Annotated in this window: 14 protein-coding genes; 11 read left to right on the top strand and 3 right to left on the bottom strand. The window is 65.3% G+C overall.

Translation table 11 applies throughout. From position 1 onward, the window contains the following. Nucleotides 1-101 precede the first annotated feature (101 nt). Nucleotides 102-1,112 (top strand): DUF3530 family protein, encoded by a 1,011-nt coding sequence (locus CFE50_RS20545; protein ID WP_286737099.1) that lies wholly within the window; start codon nt 102-104, stop codon nt 1,110-1,112. Here the strand turns inward: CFE50_RS20545 and CFE50_RS20540 are convergent. Genes CFE50_RS20540 through CFE50_RS20530 form a run of 3 tightly spaced genes read right to left on the bottom strand, consistent with a single transcriptional unit; the run spans nt 1,087 to nt 3,532 of the window. Next, complete coding sequence (locus CFE50_RS20540; RefSeq protein WP_027600733.1) at nt 1,087-1,851, bottom strand: DnaJ domain-containing protein; 765 nt, start codon at nt 1,849-1,851, stop codon at nt 1,087-1,089. The genes CFE50_RS20545 and CFE50_RS20540 overlap by 26 nt on opposite strands. Then, nucleotides 1,848-2,513, bottom strand: coding sequence for an N-acetylmuramate alpha-1-phosphate uridylyltransferase MurU (gene murU / locus CFE50_RS20535; protein ID WP_108581588.1), 666 nt, complete (start codon nt 2,511-2,513; stop codon nt 1,848-1,850). Before murU ends, CFE50_RS20540 begins: the two co-directional genes overlap by 4 nt. Further along, a complete protein-coding gene (locus tag CFE50_RS20530; RefSeq protein WP_286737098.1) occupies nt 2,510-3,532 on the bottom strand; it encodes an aminoglycoside phosphotransferase family protein in 1,023 nt (340 codons plus the stop codon). The genes murU and CFE50_RS20530 overlap by 4 nt, the downstream gene beginning before the upstream one ends. Before the next feature lie 119 nt (nt 3,533-3,651). On the opposite strand from CFE50_RS20530, the gene CFE50_RS20525 reads away from it, so the two are divergent. The 10 genes from CFE50_RS20525 (at nt 3,652) to CFE50_RS20480 (ending at nt 16,587) form a co-directional block, all read left to right on the top strand. Beyond that, entirely contained in the window at nt 3,652-6,483 is a 2,832-nt protein-coding gene (locus CFE50_RS20525) for an LPS-assembly protein LptD (RefSeq protein WP_286737097.1), read from the top strand. Next, nucleotides 6,464-7,759, top strand: coding sequence for a peptidylprolyl isomerase (locus CFE50_RS20520; RefSeq protein WP_027597518.1), 1,296 nt, complete (start codon nt 6,464-6,466; stop codon nt 7,757-7,759). Before CFE50_RS20525 ends, CFE50_RS20520 begins: the two co-directional genes overlap by 20 nt. Nucleotides 7,760-7,809: 50 nt before the next feature. Further along, complete coding sequence (pdxA, locus tag CFE50_RS20515) at nt 7,810-8,805, top strand: 4-hydroxythreonine-4-phosphate dehydrogenase PdxA (RefSeq protein ID WP_286737096.1); 996 nt, start codon at nt 7,810-7,812, stop codon at nt 8,803-8,805. 231 nt (nt 8,806-9,036) lie between these two features. Beyond that, nucleotides 9,037-9,828, top strand: coding sequence for a 16S rRNA (adenine(1518)-N(6)/adenine(1519)-N(6))-dimethyltransferase RsmA (rsmA, locus tag CFE50_RS20510; protein WP_017640354.1), 792 nt, complete (start codon nt 9,037-9,039; stop codon nt 9,826-9,828). A gap of 34 nt (nt 9,829-9,862) precedes the next feature. After that, complete coding sequence (gene apaG / locus CFE50_RS20505) at nt 9,863-10,249, top strand: Co2+/Mg2+ efflux facilitator ApaG/CorD (protein WP_007159739.1); 387 nt, start codon at nt 9,863-9,865, stop codon at nt 10,247-10,249. Nucleotides 10,250-10,257: 8 nt separating this feature from the next. After that, a complete protein-coding gene (locus CFE50_RS20500; protein ID WP_286737095.1) occupies nt 10,258-11,079 on the top strand; it encodes a symmetrical bis(5'-nucleosyl)-tetraphosphatase in 822 nt (273 codons plus the stop codon). Next, a complete protein-coding gene (gene glpE, locus CFE50_RS20495) occupies nt 11,076-11,402 on the top strand; it encodes a thiosulfate sulfurtransferase GlpE (RefSeq protein WP_027597514.1) in 327 nt (108 codons plus the stop codon). The genes CFE50_RS20500 and glpE overlap by 4 nt, the downstream gene beginning before the upstream one ends. A 376-nt stretch (nt 11,403-11,778) precedes the next feature. Further along, complete coding sequence (locus CFE50_RS20490) at nt 11,779-13,701, top strand: PrkA family serine protein kinase (RefSeq protein ID WP_241807799.1); 1,923 nt, start codon at nt 11,779-11,781, stop codon at nt 13,699-13,701. Nucleotides 13,702-13,777: 76 nt separating this feature from the next. Beyond that, entirely contained in the window at nt 13,778-15,049 is a 1,272-nt protein-coding gene (locus CFE50_RS20485) for a YeaH/YhbH family protein (protein WP_007159743.1), read from the top strand. Continuing rightward, nucleotides 15,046-16,587, top strand: a complete 1,542-nt coding sequence (locus CFE50_RS20480; protein ID WP_241807798.1) for a SpoVR family protein — start codon at nt 15,046-15,048, stop codon at nt 16,585-16,587. The genes CFE50_RS20485 and CFE50_RS20480 overlap by 4 nt, the downstream gene beginning before the upstream one ends. Nucleotides 16,588-16,607 lie beyond the last annotated feature (20 nt).

Here is a 16,607-nt window from a genome sequence, read left to right as displayed (position 1 = left end):
ACGGAGATCCGTCTGCGACTCGGGCGTTCCCGCTGCCCCAACGGGGCGAACGGCGGTAGGCTCGCCAGGGTCAACCGTCCCCCTGTCGAGGATTCCCGTCGATGTCGTCGCCCGCCCTGCTGCCGCTCTGCCTCCTCCTGCTCGGCCTTGCCGCCCCGGTGCTTGCCGAAGAGGCGCCCACCCCGGCACCGGAAACGCCGGCGGCGCCGGCCGCCGTGGCCCCGGCGTTGGAGCGCAGCCAGGAGCAGCAGCAGGCGCTGATGCGGCAACTGCCCGCCGAGCAGCAGAAGACCCTGCAGGCTGGCGACGAATCCTTTCTCGCCCTGCTAGTGCCCGCCGCCCGGGCCAAGGCCGCCGGAACGGTGGTGCTGGTGCCGGGCGATGGCGAATCGGCCGACTGGCCCAATGTGGTGGCGCCCGTGCGCCAGCAGTTGCCCACCTTCGGCTGGCAGACCATCAGCCTGAGCCTGCCCGATCCCTATGACCCCGTGGTGGCGATCGAGCGGGACACCGCGCCGGCGGACACCGACGCCCAGGCCAACAGCGAGCAGGCAGCACCGCCGGTGACCGGCGGCAGCGGTACGGCGCCCGCCGCCCCGACCCAGGCCGAAGCCGGCAGCGGCGAACCGGCCCAGGCGGCGGTCGCACCGGTGGATCCCGAAGCCGCGGCCAATGCCCAGGCCACCCGGGTACTGGCGCGCATCGCCGCCGGCATCGACCTGGCGCTGCAACAGGGCGCCAGCCCCATCGTGCTGGTCGGTCACGGCACCGGCGCCTACTGGGCGGCGCGCTATCTGGCGGAAAAGGAACCGGCCGAGGTCAAGCAACTGGTGCTCATCGACGCCCGCGAACCCCAGGGCATGCCGCCGCGGCTGGACGCCACCATGGGCAAGACCGACCTGCAGATCGCCGACCTGGTGCACGCCCCCGGAGCGGCCGCCCAGCGGCGCAAGGAACGCGCGGCGCAAAAGGCCAACAAGGGCTATCGGCAGATCGATCTGCCGGTGATTCCCGGCGACCGGGCCGCCGAGCAGGAACAGATCGTCCGTCGCCTGCGCGCCTGGCTGGATCGGCTGCCACCGGCCGCTAGCGGAAGCCCCGCCGCGTCTTGATCACCTGGTAGGCGGCATGCAGCTCGGCGGTGCGCTGGGCAGCGGCATAGACCGCCGACTGGCCGGCCCCGGCGCCGGCTTTCTTGTCGGGGTGATGGCGCGAGAGCAGCCGCCGATAGGCCTGCTTGACCGTGGCGGCGTCGGCGTCATCGGTGACGCCGAGCAACTGCAGCGCCTTGCGATACTTTTCTTCGTTGCTGGGCTGGCGTGGCGCCGTCTGTACCGGCGGCTGCAAGGCAAGCACCTGGGCTTCGGCCAGGCCCATCGCCTGGCCCCAGCCGAGGATCTCGTCGCGATCGCCGGGGCGCACGCTGCCGCTGATCCAGACCATGCGCCAGCAGGCGCGCAGGATGCCTTCGCTGCGCTCGCTGAGGCGCTGCAGATCGGCCGTCGACGGCAGGGTGCCACCCTTGCCCTGCTCGAAGGCGGCGATGGCCTTCTTGCGGTCGTCGGCGCCCAGCCCCAGACGCTCGATCTCGCCTTCGGCCTGGCGGATGTGGGCGGTCAGCACCCGCCCGCCGCGCTTGGCCAGCCGGCCGAGCATCTGGAATTGCGCCTGGTGCTCGAAGCGACCGGGGCGCCCCTGCCAGCGCGCCTTCCAGCCCGCCAGGGAGGTCAGCCCCAGTTGCCGCTCGCCGGCATGGGCGAGCAGCGCCACCAGCAGCGCACCGGGAATGCTGGCCACCGCCCAGCCGGCCAGGAAACCCAGCAGCGTCAGCGGCCAGAACCAGATCTTCAAGAAGCCGCCTCGAACAGCCGCTCCGCTTCCGCCAGCCGCTCCAGGGTACCGACGTCCACCCAGCGACCGTCCAGTCGCTGGCCCGAGACCTGCCCGGCGGCAATGGCCGGCCGCAGCACGTCCACCAGCTTGAAGGCTCCGGCCGTGCAACTGGCGAACAGGTGCGGATGAAGCACGGCGATGCCGCTGTAGGTGAGCTTCTCCGGGGCGTCCAGGGTGATCCGCCCGTCCACCAGGCCGAAGTCGCCGCTCGGGTGATGCAGCGGATTGTCGACCAGCACCAGGTGCGCCAGGCAACCGGCCGGCAGGGCCAGGCTGCCAAAGGCGAAGTCGGTACGGATGTCGCCGTTGACCAGCACGAAAGGCGCGCTGCCCAGCAGCGGCAGCGCGCGAAAGATGCCGCCCCCGGTTTCCAGCGGCTCACCCTCGGGGGAGAAGCGGATGGCGACCCCCAGCGGACTGCCATCGCCCAGGGCGGCTTCCAGCTGGGCGCCCAGCCAGGCGTGATTGATCACCAGCTCGGTGATGCCCGCCGCCGCCAGGGCCCGGATGTGGTGCTCGATCAGCGGCCGGCCGTTCACCTCGATCAGCGGCTTGGGCAGGCTCAGCGTCAGGGGTCGCATCCGCTCGCCCTTGCCCGCCGCCAGGATCATGGCCTTCATGCCTCGGCCCGCTCGGCATGCAGCTCGTCGAGCAAGGCGCCGAGGCCGGCCAGCTCGGGGCGGCGCGCCACCACGGTACGGATATAGTCGAGAAAGCGCGGGGTGTCGGCGACATAGCGCGGCTTGCCGTCGCGGTGCCAGATGCGGGCGAAGATGCCCATTACCTTGAGATGGCGCTGCACGCCCATCAGGTCCGAGGCCCGCTGGAAATCGGCGAACTCGGCCTGCACCGGAATGCCGGCGGCGCGGGCCTGCTCCCAGTAGCCCAGCAGCCAGCGCTGCACCAGCGGCTCCGGCCAGCTGAGGAAGGCGTCCTTGAACAGGCTGGTGATGTCATAGGTCACCGGGCCGATGACCGCATCCTGGAAGTCCAGTACCCCCGGATTGGGCGTGCTGAGCATCAGGTTGCGCGGCATGAAGTCCCGATGGACCAGCACCTGGGGTTGCGCCAGGGCGCTGTCGATCAGCACCTCGCAGATGGCCTGCCAGCGCTCGAGCTGGCTGGCGCTCAAGGTCGTGTCAAGCTCGCGGCCCACGTACCACTCCGGAAACAGACTCAACTCGCGGGCGAGCAGAGCCCTGTCGTAGAGCGGCAGGCTGCCGTTCGTCGGCTGCTTGCCCTGAAAAGCCAGCAAGGCGTCGATGGCCGCCTGGAAATAATCGTCGGCATTGGCCGCATTGATCACCTCCAGGTAGGTCAGGGTGCCGAGGTCGCTCAGCAGCAGGAATCCCCGCTCCAGATCCTGGGCCAGGATGCGCGGCACATGGACCCCGGCGGCGGCCAGCAGCGCGGCCACCTGGACGAACGGACGGCAGTCCTCCTGCGGCGGCGGCGCATCCATCACGATCAGGCTGCGGCCCTCGCCCGCCCAGCGGAAATAACGGCGAAAGCTGGCATCGCTGCTGGCCGCGGTCAGGCTGCCCGCGGGCACCTCACCCCAGGCCTGCTCCCGGAAAATTTCCGGTAGAACGGTGGTCAGCCAGTCTTCTATCTGGTTTAAGCGAACATCTTCAGTCATTTACAGCGGATCCCCCGGCCCTAGCCGATGCGCAGGTCATGTTTTATTATCCGCTATCTTTTTGAGCCCATCGAGAGGCCGCGGCCCCTTAATGGCCGGCGTGCAGGACGACTTTAAGGATGGCCGTGAAAACCCCCGCGTTTCGCAGAAAATTCCCCCTCTTGGTAACCGGCAGCCTGCTCGCCATGCAGCCCGTCACCGCCCTTATCGCCGCACCCGCCGAGCAGTTCAGCTGCAGTGCCGGCGCCGGTGGTGGCTGGTCTTGCAACACCCAGGCACCGACCGCGGCCATCCCGCCCCGTCCCAGCAAGGGCGAGACCCAGGGCGTCGCCGCCGAGCCGGCCGCCCGCAAGGGCGACGATGCCGTGCTGGTGACCGAGAGCAAGGGTCGTGCCCTCAAGTCCCGCAGCGCCGACTACAGCCACCTGGACTGGGTCCCGCGCGATCAGCTGACCCCGGCCCAGCTGGCCGAGACCGGCCCCTACTGCAGTGGCGCCTATGTCGAGCCGCAGCGCCCGGGCATGTACGACGACACCCCGACGTCCAAGGCTCCGACCTACGTCTCGGCCAAGGCCTCGCGCTACGAGCAGGAGCAGCAGGTCGCCACCCTGGCCGGCGACGTGGTACTGCGGCAGGGCGGCATGCAGGTGGAATCCCAGGAAGCCAACCTGCACCAGCTGGAGAATCGCGGCGAGCTTAAGGGCAACGTCAAATTCCGCGACAATGGCCTGCTGATGGTCGGCGACAAGGCCGATCTGCAGCTGGACAACGGCCAGGTCCAGGTCGACAACGCCGAATTCGTCATGCACCAGAGCCGCGCCCGCGGCAGCGCGCTCTATGCCAAGCGTGGCGACGACGCCATCATCCGCCTCAAGGATGGCACCTACACCACCTGCGAACCGGGCAGCAACGCCTGGCAGGTCAAGGGCAACACCGTGACCCTGAACCCGGCCACTGGCCTGGGTTATGCGACCAACGCCACGCTGCGGGTCAAGGACATTCCGGTCCTCTATACGCCCTTCATCTACTTCCCGATCGACGACCGTCGGCAGTCCGGCTTCCTGGCGCCCTCGATCAGCACCTCCAGCGACACCGGCTTCGCGATCACCACGCCCTACTACTTCAACCTGGCGCCCAACTATGACGCCACCCTCTATCCGCGCTACATGGCCAAGCATGGCCTGCAGACCGAGGGTGACTTCCGCTACCTGACCCGCAGCAGCGAAGGCGAGGTCTACGGTTCCTACCTCAAGGACACCGATCCGGAGCACGAGGGCGAACCGGAAGCCACCGACAACCGCTGGCTGTACGGCTGGAAGAACCGCAGCGGCCTGGATTCGCGCCTGATGGCCGAGGTCGACTACACCCGCATCAGCGATCCCTACTACTTCCAGGACCTGGACACCGACCTCGGCATCAACAAGCCGACCTACGTCAACCAGCAGGGCCGCCTGACCTACCGTGGCGACACCTTCGTCGCCGGCCTCAACGCCCAGGCCTACCAGCTGGCCACGGTTTCCGACGTGACGCCCTACAACCGCCTGCCGCAGCTGACCCTGACCGGCGCCCTGCCCTACAACCCGGGCGGCCTGGACTTCACCTACGACACCGAGGCGGTGCGCTTCACCCGCAGCTTCGACGACAACACCTACTTCGACCTGGACGACAACGGCAATCGCATCAATGAGCGCAAGCGCCCGGACGTCAATCTCTTCGGCCTGACCCGCGCCGAAGGCAATCGCTACCACGTCGAGCCGGGCATCGCCCGCCCGATGACCGCGTCCTGGGGTTTCCTGACGCCGTCGCTGCGCTATGCCTACACCCGCTACGACCTGGACCTGGACAGCACCGGGCAAGCTGACCTTGATACTTCATTGTCGAACGCGAACGATGCAGCAACCGTTGCCGCGACTGGCCGTCGCCGGTCGGCCGGCTCCAGCGTGACCAGCTTCAACGACAGCCCGACCCGTTCGGTGCCGATCTTCAGTCTCGACAGCGGCCTCTACTTCGACCGCACCTCGAATCTGTTCGGCGAAGGCGGCAAGCAGACCCTGGAACCCCGCGCCAAGTACCTCTATGTACCCTATCGCGACCAGGACGATCTGCCAGTGTTCGATACCGGCGAATACACCTTCAGCTACAGCTCGCTGTGGCGCGACAACCGCTTCACCGGTCGCGACCGCATCGGCGACGCCAACCAGCTGGCCCTGGGTGCCACCAGCCGCTTCATCGAGCCCAACGGCTTCGAGCGCGCCAACGTCAGCTTCGGCCAGCTGTTCTACTTCCGCGACCGCGATGTCCAGCTGCCCGGCCTGACCAAGGACGACCTGGCCTATGCCCGCAGCCTGGGTCAGAACATCGACAATCCCCAGGCCACCACCTCGCGTTCGCCCTATGCCCTGGCTGGCATGTATCGCTTCAACCGCGACTGGCGCGTGAACGGCGAATTCAACTGGGATCCGACCCTGCACCAGACCGACTCCGGCAGCGTCATGTTCCACTACCAGCCGGAAGCCGAGCCGGGCAAGATCCTCAACGTCGGCTATCGCTATCGTGACAACGTCCGGGTGTTCGATCCGAACTTCGGCCGCTTCACCTACAACAGCGACGACTACAAGGTCGACCAGCACGACATCTCCTTCATCTGGCCGATCGTGCCCCAGTGGTCCGCCATCGCCCGCTGGCAGTTCGACTACAACAAGAGCCGTACCCTGGAAGCCTTCGGTGGCTTCGAGTACGACAACTGCTGCTGGAAGCTGCGCCTGATCAGCCGCTACTGGCTCAAGAGCGAAGACGACGTCTTCTACACCGCCCAGAGCTCCGAAGCCGATCGCGGGATCTTCCTGCAGATCGTGCTCAAGGGACTCGGCAACGTCTTCGGCGGCAAGACCGAAGGCTTCCTGGACAGAGGCATTCAAGGCTATCGTGAACGTGAAGACCAAGCTATGTAACGCCCTGCGCCCGCTCGCCCTGGGCGCGGCGCTCGCCCTCACCCCCCTGGCTCAGGCTGCCGTGGTACCGCTGGACAAGGTCGTGGCCATCGTCGACAACGACGTGGTCATGCAGAGCCAGCTCGATCAGCGACTCAACGAGGTCAAGCAGAACATCACCCGCCGCGGCGCCGCGGCGCCGCCGGAAAGCGAATTGCGCCAGCAGGTGCTCGAGCGGCTGATCCTAGAAGACATCCAGATGCAGCTGGCCGGCCGCATGGGCGTGAAGATCTCCGACGAGGAACTCAATCAGGCCGTCGCCACCATCGCCCAGCGCAATGGCCTGAGCGTGGCCGAATTCCGCCAGGCCCTGGCCCGCGACGGTCTCTCCTACGATGCGGCGCGCGAGCAGGTCCGGCGCGAGATGATGATCAGCCGGGTGCGCCAGCGTCAGGTCGGTCAGCGCGTGCAGGTCACCCAGCAGGAGGTGCAGAACTTCCTCGCCTCGGACCTGGGCAAGTTGCAGCTGTCCGAAGAATACCGGCTGGCCAACATCCTGATCCCGGTAGCCGACAATGCCGGCAATGCCGGTCTCGACGCCGCCGCGCGCCAGGCCCAGGACACCTACAACCAGCTGCGTCAGGGCGCCGACTTCAACCAGCTGGCCATCGCCCGCTCGGCCGGGGACAACGCCCTCGACGGTGGCGAGATCGGCTGGCGCAAGGCTGCCCAGCTGCCCCCGCCCTTCGACCGCCTGATCGGCAGTGTCGGCGTCGGCGGCATCACCCAGCCCGTGCGCGTACCCGGCGGCTTCGTGATCCTCAAGGTGGAAGAGAAGCGCGGTGGCGAGGCCAGCATCGTCGACGAGGTGCACGTCCGGCACATCTTGCTCAAGCCCAATGCCGTGCGCAGCGATGCCGAGACCCAGCGCCTGGCCGCGCGCCTGCGCGAGCGCATCCAGAACGGCGAGAGCTTCGCCACCCTGGCCAAGAGCTTCTCGGAAGATCCGGGATCCGCGCTCAATGGCGGCGACCTGGGCTGGATCAATCCGGAATCCCTGGTGCCGGAATTCCGCGAGGTCATGAACAATTCGCCGGTCAACCAGCTGTCGCAGCCATTCCGCACCGCCTTCGGCTGGCACATCCTGGAAGTCCTGGGCCGTCGGGCCACCGACAACACCCAGCAGGCCCGCGAGCAGCAGGCGTTGAATCTCCTGCGTAGCCGCAAGTACGACCAGGAGCTGCAGACCTGGTTGCGGCAGATCCGCGACGAAGCCTACGTCGAGATCAAGCAGTAACCCCGAGGCCGCAGGCACCCCCTGCGGCCTTCTCGTTTCCGGAGCCCGCCATGGCCCTGCGCTTCGCCCTGACCCCCGGTGAGCCCGCCGGTATCGGTCCCGACCTCTGCCTGCTGCTGGCCCGCGTGGCCCAGCCCCACGCCCTGATCGCCATCGCCAGCCGCGACCTCCTGGCCGCCCGCGCGCTCGAACTGGGACTCGCCATCGAGCTCATCACGGTCGCCCCTGCGGCCTGGCCCGACCGTCCGGCCCCCGCCGGCGCCCTCTATGTCTGGGACACCCCGCTGGGTGCGCCGGTGGTGACCGGCCTGCTCGACACCGCCAATGCCGCCTATGTCCTGGACACCCTGACGCGCGCCGGCCAGGGCTGCCTCGACGGCACCTTCGCCGGCATGATCACCGCGCCGGTGCACAAGGGCGTGATCAACGACGGGGGCGTGGCCTTTTCCGGCCATACCGAATTTCTCGCCGAACTGACCCACACCCCGCAGGTGGTGATGCTGCTGGCGACCGCCGGCCTGAGAGTGGCCCTGGTCACCACCCATCTGCCGCTGCGCGAGGTGGCCGATGCCATCGACCGCCAGACGCTGCTGGACGTGACCCGCATCCTGCATGGCGATCTGCAGCGCTATTTCGGCGTGGCCCGCCCACGCATCCTGGTCTGCGGTCTCAATCCCCATGCCGGCGAAGGCGGTCATCTGGGCCGGGAAGAGATCGAGATCATCGAGCCGGCGCTGGACAGCCTGCGCGCCGAAGGCCTCGACCTCGTCGGACCGCTGCCCGCCGACACCCTCTTCACCCCCAAGCACCTCGAGCACTGCGATGCCGTCCTGGCCATGTACCACGACCAGGGCCTGCCGGTGCTCAAGCACAAGGGTTTCGGCGCCGCGGTCAACGTGACCCTGGGCCTGCCGATCATCCGCACCTCGGTCGACCATGGCACCGCCCTCGATCTGGCCGGCAGCGGACGCATCGACACCGGCAGTCTGAAGGTGGCCCTGGAGACCGCCTACAGCATGGCGGCCCATCGCCGCTCGGTGACCTAAGAGGCTATTCATAACCTCGCGAGCTAGAGCCAAACAAGGCGAAAAGCCCTGAGGAAGCGGAGTTTACGAATGGTAAATGAGCATTCCGAAGGTCTTTTCAACGCAGTTTGGCCGACGCGCAGCAGGTTATGAAGAGACTCTGAGCGCTCCGGTGACGGCCAAGGGTCTGCTAAACTGGTAGGTCTTTGCCGTCTTGAAATCGCAGGCCCGCTGCCTGCGCCGGAGCACCTGATGACCGAGCTCTACCAACACCGCGCCCGCAAGAGGTTCGGCCAGAATTTCCTGCACGACGCCGGGGTGATCCATCGCATCCTGCGCGCCATCCACGGGCGACCCGGCGAGCGTCTGCTGGAAATCGGCCCGGGGCAGGGCGCCCTGACCGAGGGCCTGCTCGGCAGCGGTGCCCGGCTCGACGTCATCGAGCTGGACCAGGACCTGATTCCCCTGCTCCGACTCAAGTTCGGCCTCAATCCGCTGTTCACCCTGCACCAGGGTGACGCCATGAAATACGACCTCTCCAGCATCGCCGCCGGCGATAGACTGCGGGTGGTGGGCAATCTGCCCTACAACATCTCCACGCCGCTGATCTTCCACCTGCTCAGCTTCGCCGACATCATCGCCGACATGCACTTCATGCTGCAGAAGGAAGTGGTGGAACGCCTGGCCGCGGTGCCGGGCAATGGCGACTGGGGCCGGTTGTCGATCATGGTGCAATACCACTGCCGCGTGGAGCACCTGTTCAATGTCGGCCCGGGCGCCTTCAATCCGCCGCCCAAGGTGGATTCGGCCATCGTGCGCCTGGTGCCCCATACCGAGCGGCCCCACGTGGCCCGCGATCCGGTCCTGCTGGAGCGCGTCGTCCGCGAGGCCTTCGGCCAGCGCCGCAAGACCCTCAGGAACACCCTCAAGGGTACTCTGGACAGCGCCGCCATCGAGGCCGCCGACGTCGATCCGGGGCTGCGCCCCGAGCAGCTGGACCTGGCCGCCTATGTGCGCCTGGCCAACCAGCTGGCGTCCAGCTGAAGCCTTTCCACCCGCCTCCGCAGAGAATTCTCCCGTGACCGAGCCCGATCCGCGCTATCTCATCACCGTGCAGGTCACCACCCGCTACCTGCCCGAGCAATCCAGTGCCAGCCAGGAGCGCTACGCCTTCGCCTACGACGTGAGCATCCGCAACGACGGCCAGCTGCCGGCGCAGCTGCTCAGCCGCCACTGGATCATCACCGATGGCAATGGCGAGGCGCAGGAAGTGCGCGGACCGGGCGTGGTGGGCGAGCAGCCGCTGATCGCCCCGGGCGAAACCCACAGCTACTCCAGCGGCACCCTGATGCCGACCCAGGTCGGCAGCATGAGGGGCAGCTACCAGATGGTCGCCAGCGATGGCCATCTCTTCGAAGCCGCCATCCCCACCTTCCGCCTGGCCGTACCCGGCTCGCTGCACTAGGAGTCCCGATGACGCTGTACGCCGTTGGCGATCTGCAAGGTTGCCTCGACCCGCTCAAATGCCTCCTCGACGAGGTCCGCTTCGATCCTGCGCAGGACCGCCTCTGGCTGGTAGGGGATCTGGTCAATCGCGGCCCGCAATCTCTGGAAACCCTGAGATACCTGTATGCGATGCGCGATTCGCTGGTCAGCGTCCTGGGCAACCATGACCTGCACCTGCTGGCGGTGGCCTTGGGCGGCGCCAAGCTGAAGAAACAGGACACCCTGAGCGACATCCTCGCCGCCCCCGATCGCGACGAATTGCTGCACTGGCTGCGCCACCTGCCGCTGATCCAGCACGATGCCGCGCGCAATTGCGTGCTGGTCCATGCCGGCCTGCCGCCGCAGTGGACCCTGGACCTGGCCATCAGCCTGGCCGGCGAAGTGGAAGCCGTGTTGCGCGATGACCAGGCCCATGTGCCCTTTCTCGAGCAGATGTATGGCAACGAGCCGGCGCTCTGGCAAGATGATCTCCAGGGCCAGGAACGCCTGCGCCTGATCACCAACTACCTGACGCGCATGAGATTCTGCAGCCCCGAAGGTCGTCTGGAATTCAAGAGCAAGGAAGGCCTGGACAGCGCACCGGCCGGCTTCGCCCCCTGGTTCAGCCATGAGCACCGGCTGACCCGCGACGTGCGCATCCTGTTCGGCCACTGGGCCGCGCTCAAGGGTCGCTGCGCGGCGCCCAATGTCGAGGCCCTCGACAGCGGCTGCGTCTGGGGCGGCGACATGACCCTGCTCGACGTCGACGGCAACCGCCGTCATCTCTGCAGTTGCAAGGAGAAGAAATGAGCGAATTCACCTGTATCTCCCCCGAGCGGGCCCTGGAGCTGCGCAGCCAGGGCGCCCAGATCGTCGACATCCGCGATCCGCACAGCTACGCCTCCCTGCACGTCGCCGGGGCGCAACGGCTCGACAACCAGAACATCCACGACTTCATCGCCGCCGCCGATCTGGACGCGCCGCTGCTGGTGTTCTGCTACCACGGCCACTCCAGCCAGAGCGCAGCCGCCTTCCTCGCCGGCCAGGGCTTCAGCCAGGTCTACAGCGTCGACGGTGGCTTCGAAAACTGGCGCACCCGCTATCCCGACGAGACCGCCAGCGGTCAGGCCTGAGCGGGCTGCTAGCACAGCCGATTGACGCTGTCGTTACAAGAATAAACCGAATTGGCTCTTCCACATCTCGCAGATAGGACTATTCTGGAATCAGGCCCCCGGAAACGGCGGGCTCGATAACCGGCTTTGGACCATCGGTGTAACCACTGGAGATTCGGGGGAATTCCAGGGGGACCGTTTCCATCGGTCTCCTTCGTGCGTCTCTCGAAACCCAACCCTATTCTGCAGGCGTGTAAGGATCGATTAGGCAAGACGACCGCGAAGGTATTAGAGACGTTATCTTTCGTCGCCCGGCATGACCGCTCCCCACCGGCAGCAAGGCAAGGCTCCAGGCATCGATTCCAAGCTGGTCCAGGGTATCCAGCGAGGAGACGTCATGAGCATTTTCAGTCACTTCCAGGGGCGTTTTGAAGCGACTCGCCAGGAAGAGTATTCCCTTCAGGAATACCTTGAGATCTGCAAGAAGGATCGTACCGCCTTTGCCAGTGCCGCCGAGCGCATGCTCATGGCCATCGGCGAACCCGAACTGGTGGACACCACCAGTGATTCACGCCTGTCGCGCATCTTTTCCAACAAGGTCATCCGCCGCTATCCGGCCTTTGCCGACTTCCATGGCATGGAAGACTGCATCGAGCAGATCGTGTCCTACTTCCGCCATGCGGCGCAGGGGCTGGAAGAGAAGAAGCAGATCCTCTATCTGCTCGGCCCGGTGGGCGGCGGCAAGTCGTCCCTCGCGGAGAAACTCAAGCACCTGATCGAGAAGATCCCCTTCTACGCCATCAAGGGCTCGCCGGTATTCGAATCGCCCCTCGGGCTGTTCAATCCCGACGAAGACGGCCAGATCCTCGAAGAGGACTACGGCATTCCCCGCCACTACCTGCGCAGCATCATGTCGCCCTGGGCGGCCAAGCGCCTGCAGGAATTCGGCGGCGACATCAGCAAGTTCCGGGTGGTCAAGCTCTACCCCTCCATCCTCAACCAGATCGCCATCGCCAAGACCGAGCCGGGCGACGAGAACAACCAGGACATCTCCGCCCTGGTGGGCAAGGTGGACATCCGCAAGCTGGAGGAATACCCGCAGAACGATGCGGATGCCTACAGCTATTCCGGCGCCCTGTGCCGTGCCAACCAGGGCCTGATGGAATTCGTGGAGATGTTCAAGGCCCCGATCAAGGTCCTGCACCCCCTGCTGACCGCGACCCAGGAAGGCAACTACAACAGCACCGAAGGCCTCGGCGCCCTGCCCTACAGCGGCATCATCCTGGCCCACTCCAACGAATCCGAGTGGCACACCTTCCGCAACAACAAGAACAACGAGGCCTTCATCGACCGGATCTACATCGTCAAGGTGCCCTATTGCCTGCGCGTCTCCGACGAGATCCACATCTACGACAAGCTCCTGGTCAACAGCTCCCTGGCCAACGCCCATTGCGCGCCGGATACCCTGAAGATGCTGGCCCAGTTCTCGGTGCTCTCACGGCTCAAGGAACCGGAAAACTCCAACATCTATTCGAAGATGCGCGTCTACGACGGCGAGAATCTCAAGGACACCGATCCCAAGGCCAAGTCGATCCAGGAATACCGCGACAGCGCCGGCGTCGACGAGGGCATGAACGGCCTCTCGACCCGCTTCGCCTTCAAGATCCTCTCGCGGGTGTTCAACTTCGACGCCAACGAGATCGCGGCCAACCCGGTGCACCTGCTCTATGTGCTGGAGCAGCAGATCGAAGCCGAGCAGTTCCCGGCCGAGACCCGCGAGCGCTACATGAGATTCATCAAGGAATACCTGGCGCCGCGCTACGTGGAATTCATCGGCAAGGAGATCCAGACCGCCTACCTCGAGTCCTACAGCGAATACGGCCAGAACATCTTCGACCGCTATGTGCTCTATGCCGACTTCTGGATCCAGGATCAGGAATACCGCGACCCGGAAACCGGCGAGATCCTCAATCGCGCCTCCCTCAACGAGGAACTGGAAAAGATCGAGAAACCGGCCGGCATCAGCAATCCGAAGGATTTCCGCAACGAGATCGTCAACTTCGTGTTGCGCGCCCGTGCCAACAATAACGGCAAGAATCCGAGTTGGCTGTCCTACGAGAAGCTGCGCGCGGTGATCGAGAAGAAGATGTTCTCCAACACCGAGGAGCTCTTGCCGGTCATCAGCTTCAATGCCAAGGCCAGCAAGGAAGACCAGCAGAAGCACAGCGACTTCGTCACCCGCATGGTCCAGCGCGGGTACACCGAGAAGCAGGTGCGACTGCTGTCCGAGTGGTATTCACGGGTACGCAAGTCGCAGTAAGGCAGCCTGAGGCTGAACCCGCGACGACGCGCCTGCCGCGTCGTCGTGGCGTCCTGCAATAGCCCGGAGGGCCTGTATGAGTTATGTCATCGACCGGCGTCTAAACGGCAAGAACAAGAGCACGGTGAATCGCACGCGTTTTCTGCGGCGTTATCGTGAGCACATCAAGAAGGCGGTCGAGGAAGCCGTGAGTCGGCGCTCCATCACCGACATGGAGCACGGCGAGCAGATCAGCATTCCTGCCCGCGACATCGACGAACCCGCGCTGTACCAGGGCAAGGGCGGACGCCAGACCATCGTCCATCCGGGCAACAAGGAATTCGTCAGCGGCGAACGCATCCCGCGCCCTCAGGGCGGCGGCGGTGGTCAGGGCCAGGGCAAGGCCAGCAACAGCGGCGAAGGCATGGACGAATTCGCCTTCCAGATCACCCAGGACGAATTCCTCGACTTCATGTTCGAGGATCTGGAGCTGCCCAACCTGGTCAAGAAGCAGCTGACCGGCACCGACACCTTCAAGACGGTCCGCGCCGGCATCAGCAACGAGGGCAACCCCGCCCGCATCAACATCATCCGCACCCTGCGTGCCTCCCATGCCCGGCGCATCGCCCTCTCCGGCGGCAGCCGCAACAAGCTGCGCGAAGCCAAGGCCGAACTGGCGCGCCTGCGGGTGGAAGAACCCGACAACCTCGGTGACATCCAGGCGCTGGAGGCCGAGATCGAGCGGTTGCGCGCCCGTATCGACAAGGTGCCCTTCCTCGACACCTTCGACCTCAAGTACAACCTGCTGTCCAAGCAACCCAGCCCCAGCTCTAAGGCGGTGATGTTCTGCCTGATGGACGTCTCCGGCTCCATGACCCAGGCGACCAAGGACATCGCCAAGCGCTTCTACATCCTGCTCTACCTCTTTCTCAAGCGGAACTACGAGCGCATCGAGGTGGTGTTCATCCGCCACCACACCAGCGCCAAGGAAGTGGACGAGGAAGAGTTCTTCTACTCCCGGGAAACCGGCGGCACCATCGTCTCCAGCGCCCTCAAGCTGATGCAGGAAGTCATGGCCGCGCGCTATCCGGTCAACGAATGGAATCTCTATGCCGCCCAGGCCTCCGACGGCGACAACTGGAACGACGACTCGCCCATCTGCCGGGAGATCCTGACCAAGCAGATCCTGCCGTTCATGCAGTACTACACCTATGTGGAAATCACCCCGCGCGAGCACCAGGCGCTGTGGTACGAATACGAGAACGTCCGGGGCAGCTTTCCGGATTCCTTCTCGCAGCAGCAGATCGTCTCGGCGGGGGATATCTATCCCGTGTTCCGCGAACTGTTCCAGCGGAGACTCGTGTCATGAAACGTGAGCCCATCTCCACCGGCTCGGAATGGACCTTCGAGCTGATCCAGACCTATGACCGGGAGATCGCCCGGATCGCCAAGCGCTATGCGCTGGACACCTATCCCAACCAGATCGAGGTGATCACCGCCGAGCAGATGATGGACGCCTACGCCTCCGTCGGGATGCCCATCGGCTACAACCACTGGTCCTATGGCAAGCACTTCCTGCACACCGAGAAGCACTACAGCCGGGGCCAGATGGGGCTGGCCTACGAGATCGTGATCAACTCCGATCCCTGCATCGCCTACCTCATGGAAGAGAACACCATGACCATGCAGGCGCTGGTGATCGCCCATGCCTGCTATGGCCACAACAGCTTCTTCAAGGGCAACTACCTGTTCCGCACCTGGACCGATGCCAGCTCCATCATCGACTACCTGGTGTTCGCCAAGCAGTACATCACCCAGTGCGAGGAACGCCATGGCATCGATGCCGTGGAAGAACTGCTGGATTCCTGCCATGCGCTGATGAACTACGGGGTGGACCGCTACAAGCGGCCCTATCCCATCTCCGCCGCCGAGGAGCGCCAGCGACAGAAGGAGCGCGAGGAGCAGCTGCAGCGTCAGGTCAACGACCTCTGGCGGACCATTCCCAAGATGGCCGGCAAGGAAGCCCACGACGAGGGTGCGCGCTTCCCCAGCGAACCCCAGGAAAACATCCTCTATTTCGTGGAAAAGCACGCGCCGCTGCTGGAGCCCTGGCAGCGCGAGGTGATCCGTATCGTGCGCAAGATCGCCCAGTACTTCTATCCCCAGCGCCAGACCCAGGTGATGAACGAGGGCTGGGCCACCTTCTGGCACTACACCCTGCTCAACGATCTCTACGACGAGGGTCTGGTCACCGAAGGCTTCATGTTCGAATTCCTGCAATCCCACGCCGGGGTGATCTACCAGCCGGGCTTCGACAGCCCCTACTACAGCGGCATCAATCCCTACACCCTGGGCTTCGCCATGTTCCGCGACATCCGCCGCATCTGCGAGGACCCTACGGACGAAGACCGCCGCTGGTTCCCCGAGATCGCCGGCAGCGACTGGCTGGCCACCGTCACCTTCGCCATGAAGAGCTTCAAGGACGAGAGCTTCATCCTGCAGTACCTCTCGCCCAAGGTGATCCGCGACCTCAAGCTGTTCAGCATCCTCGATGACGATCAGCGCGACGAACTGGAGGTGGCGGCCATCCACGACGACGGCGGTTATCGGCTGATCCGCGAGCAACTCGCCGCCCAGTACAACCTGGGCAATCGCGAGCCCAATGTGCAGATCTGGAATGTCGATCGGCGTGGCGATCGTTCGCTCACCCTTCGCCACTTCCAGCATGACCGCAAGCCGCTGGGCAACTCCACGGACGAGGTGCTCAAGCACCTGCACCGACTCTGGGGTTTCGATATCCGTTTGGAAAGCATGAGGGGCGAAGACGTCACCCAGAGCTTCCAGGTTCCACCCCGCCACGAGAGCCGCGATCACGACCGGCGTCTGGATCTGGCTTCGCCGATCTGAGCCGAGCCAGTCTTTCGGGC

The organism is Pseudomonas sp. PGPPP4 (assembly GCF_002256045.1).
Classification (GTDB): Bacteria; Pseudomonadota; Gammaproteobacteria; order Pseudomonadales; family Pseudomonadaceae; genus Chryseomonas; species Chryseomonas oryzihabitans.
The sequence above is the reverse complement of the archived record's forward strand: the minus strand, read 5'-3'. Positions and strand labels throughout refer to the sequence as shown.

What these genes read in the sequence shown, in the direction of transcription:
- CFE50_RS20545 (WP_286737099.1), top strand. Translation starts at nt 102, where the DNA reads ATGTCGTCGCCCGCCCTGCTGCCGCTCTGCCTCCTCCTGCTCGGCCTT.
- murU (WP_108581588.1), bottom strand. Translation starts at nt 2,513, where the DNA reads ATGAAGGCCATGATCCTGGCGGCGGGCAAGGGCGAGCGGATGCGACCC.
- CFE50_RS20530 (WP_286737098.1), bottom strand. Translation starts at nt 3,532, where the DNA reads ATGACTGAAGATGTTCGCTTAAACCAGATAGAAGACTGGCTGACCACC.
- CFE50_RS20525 (WP_286737097.1), top strand. Translation starts at nt 3,652, where the DNA reads ATGGCCGTGAAAACCCCCGCGTTTCGCAGAAAATTCCCCCTCTTGGTA.
- pdxA (WP_286737096.1), top strand. Translation starts at nt 7,810, where the DNA reads ATGGCCCTGCGCTTCGCCCTGACCCCCGGTGAGCCCGCCGGTATCGGT.
- rsmA (WP_017640354.1), top strand. Translation starts at nt 9,037, where the DNA reads ATGACCGAGCTCTACCAACACCGCGCCCGCAAGAGGTTCGGCCAGAAT.
- CFE50_RS20500 (WP_286737095.1), top strand. Translation starts at nt 10,258, where the DNA reads ATGACGCTGTACGCCGTTGGCGATCTGCAAGGTTGCCTCGACCCGCTC.
- glpE (WP_027597514.1), top strand. Translation starts at nt 11,076, where the DNA reads ATGAGCGAATTCACCTGTATCTCCCCCGAGCGGGCCCTGGAGCTGCGC.
- CFE50_RS20490 (WP_241807799.1), top strand. Translation starts at nt 11,779, where the DNA reads ATGAGCATTTTCAGTCACTTCCAGGGGCGTTTTGAAGCGACTCGCCAG.
- CFE50_RS20485 (WP_007159743.1), top strand. Translation starts at nt 13,778, where the DNA reads ATGAGTTATGTCATCGACCGGCGTCTAAACGGCAAGAACAAGAGCACG.
- CFE50_RS20480 (WP_241807798.1), top strand. Translation starts at nt 15,046, where the DNA reads ATGAAACGTGAGCCCATCTCCACCGGCTCGGAATGGACCTTCGAGCTG.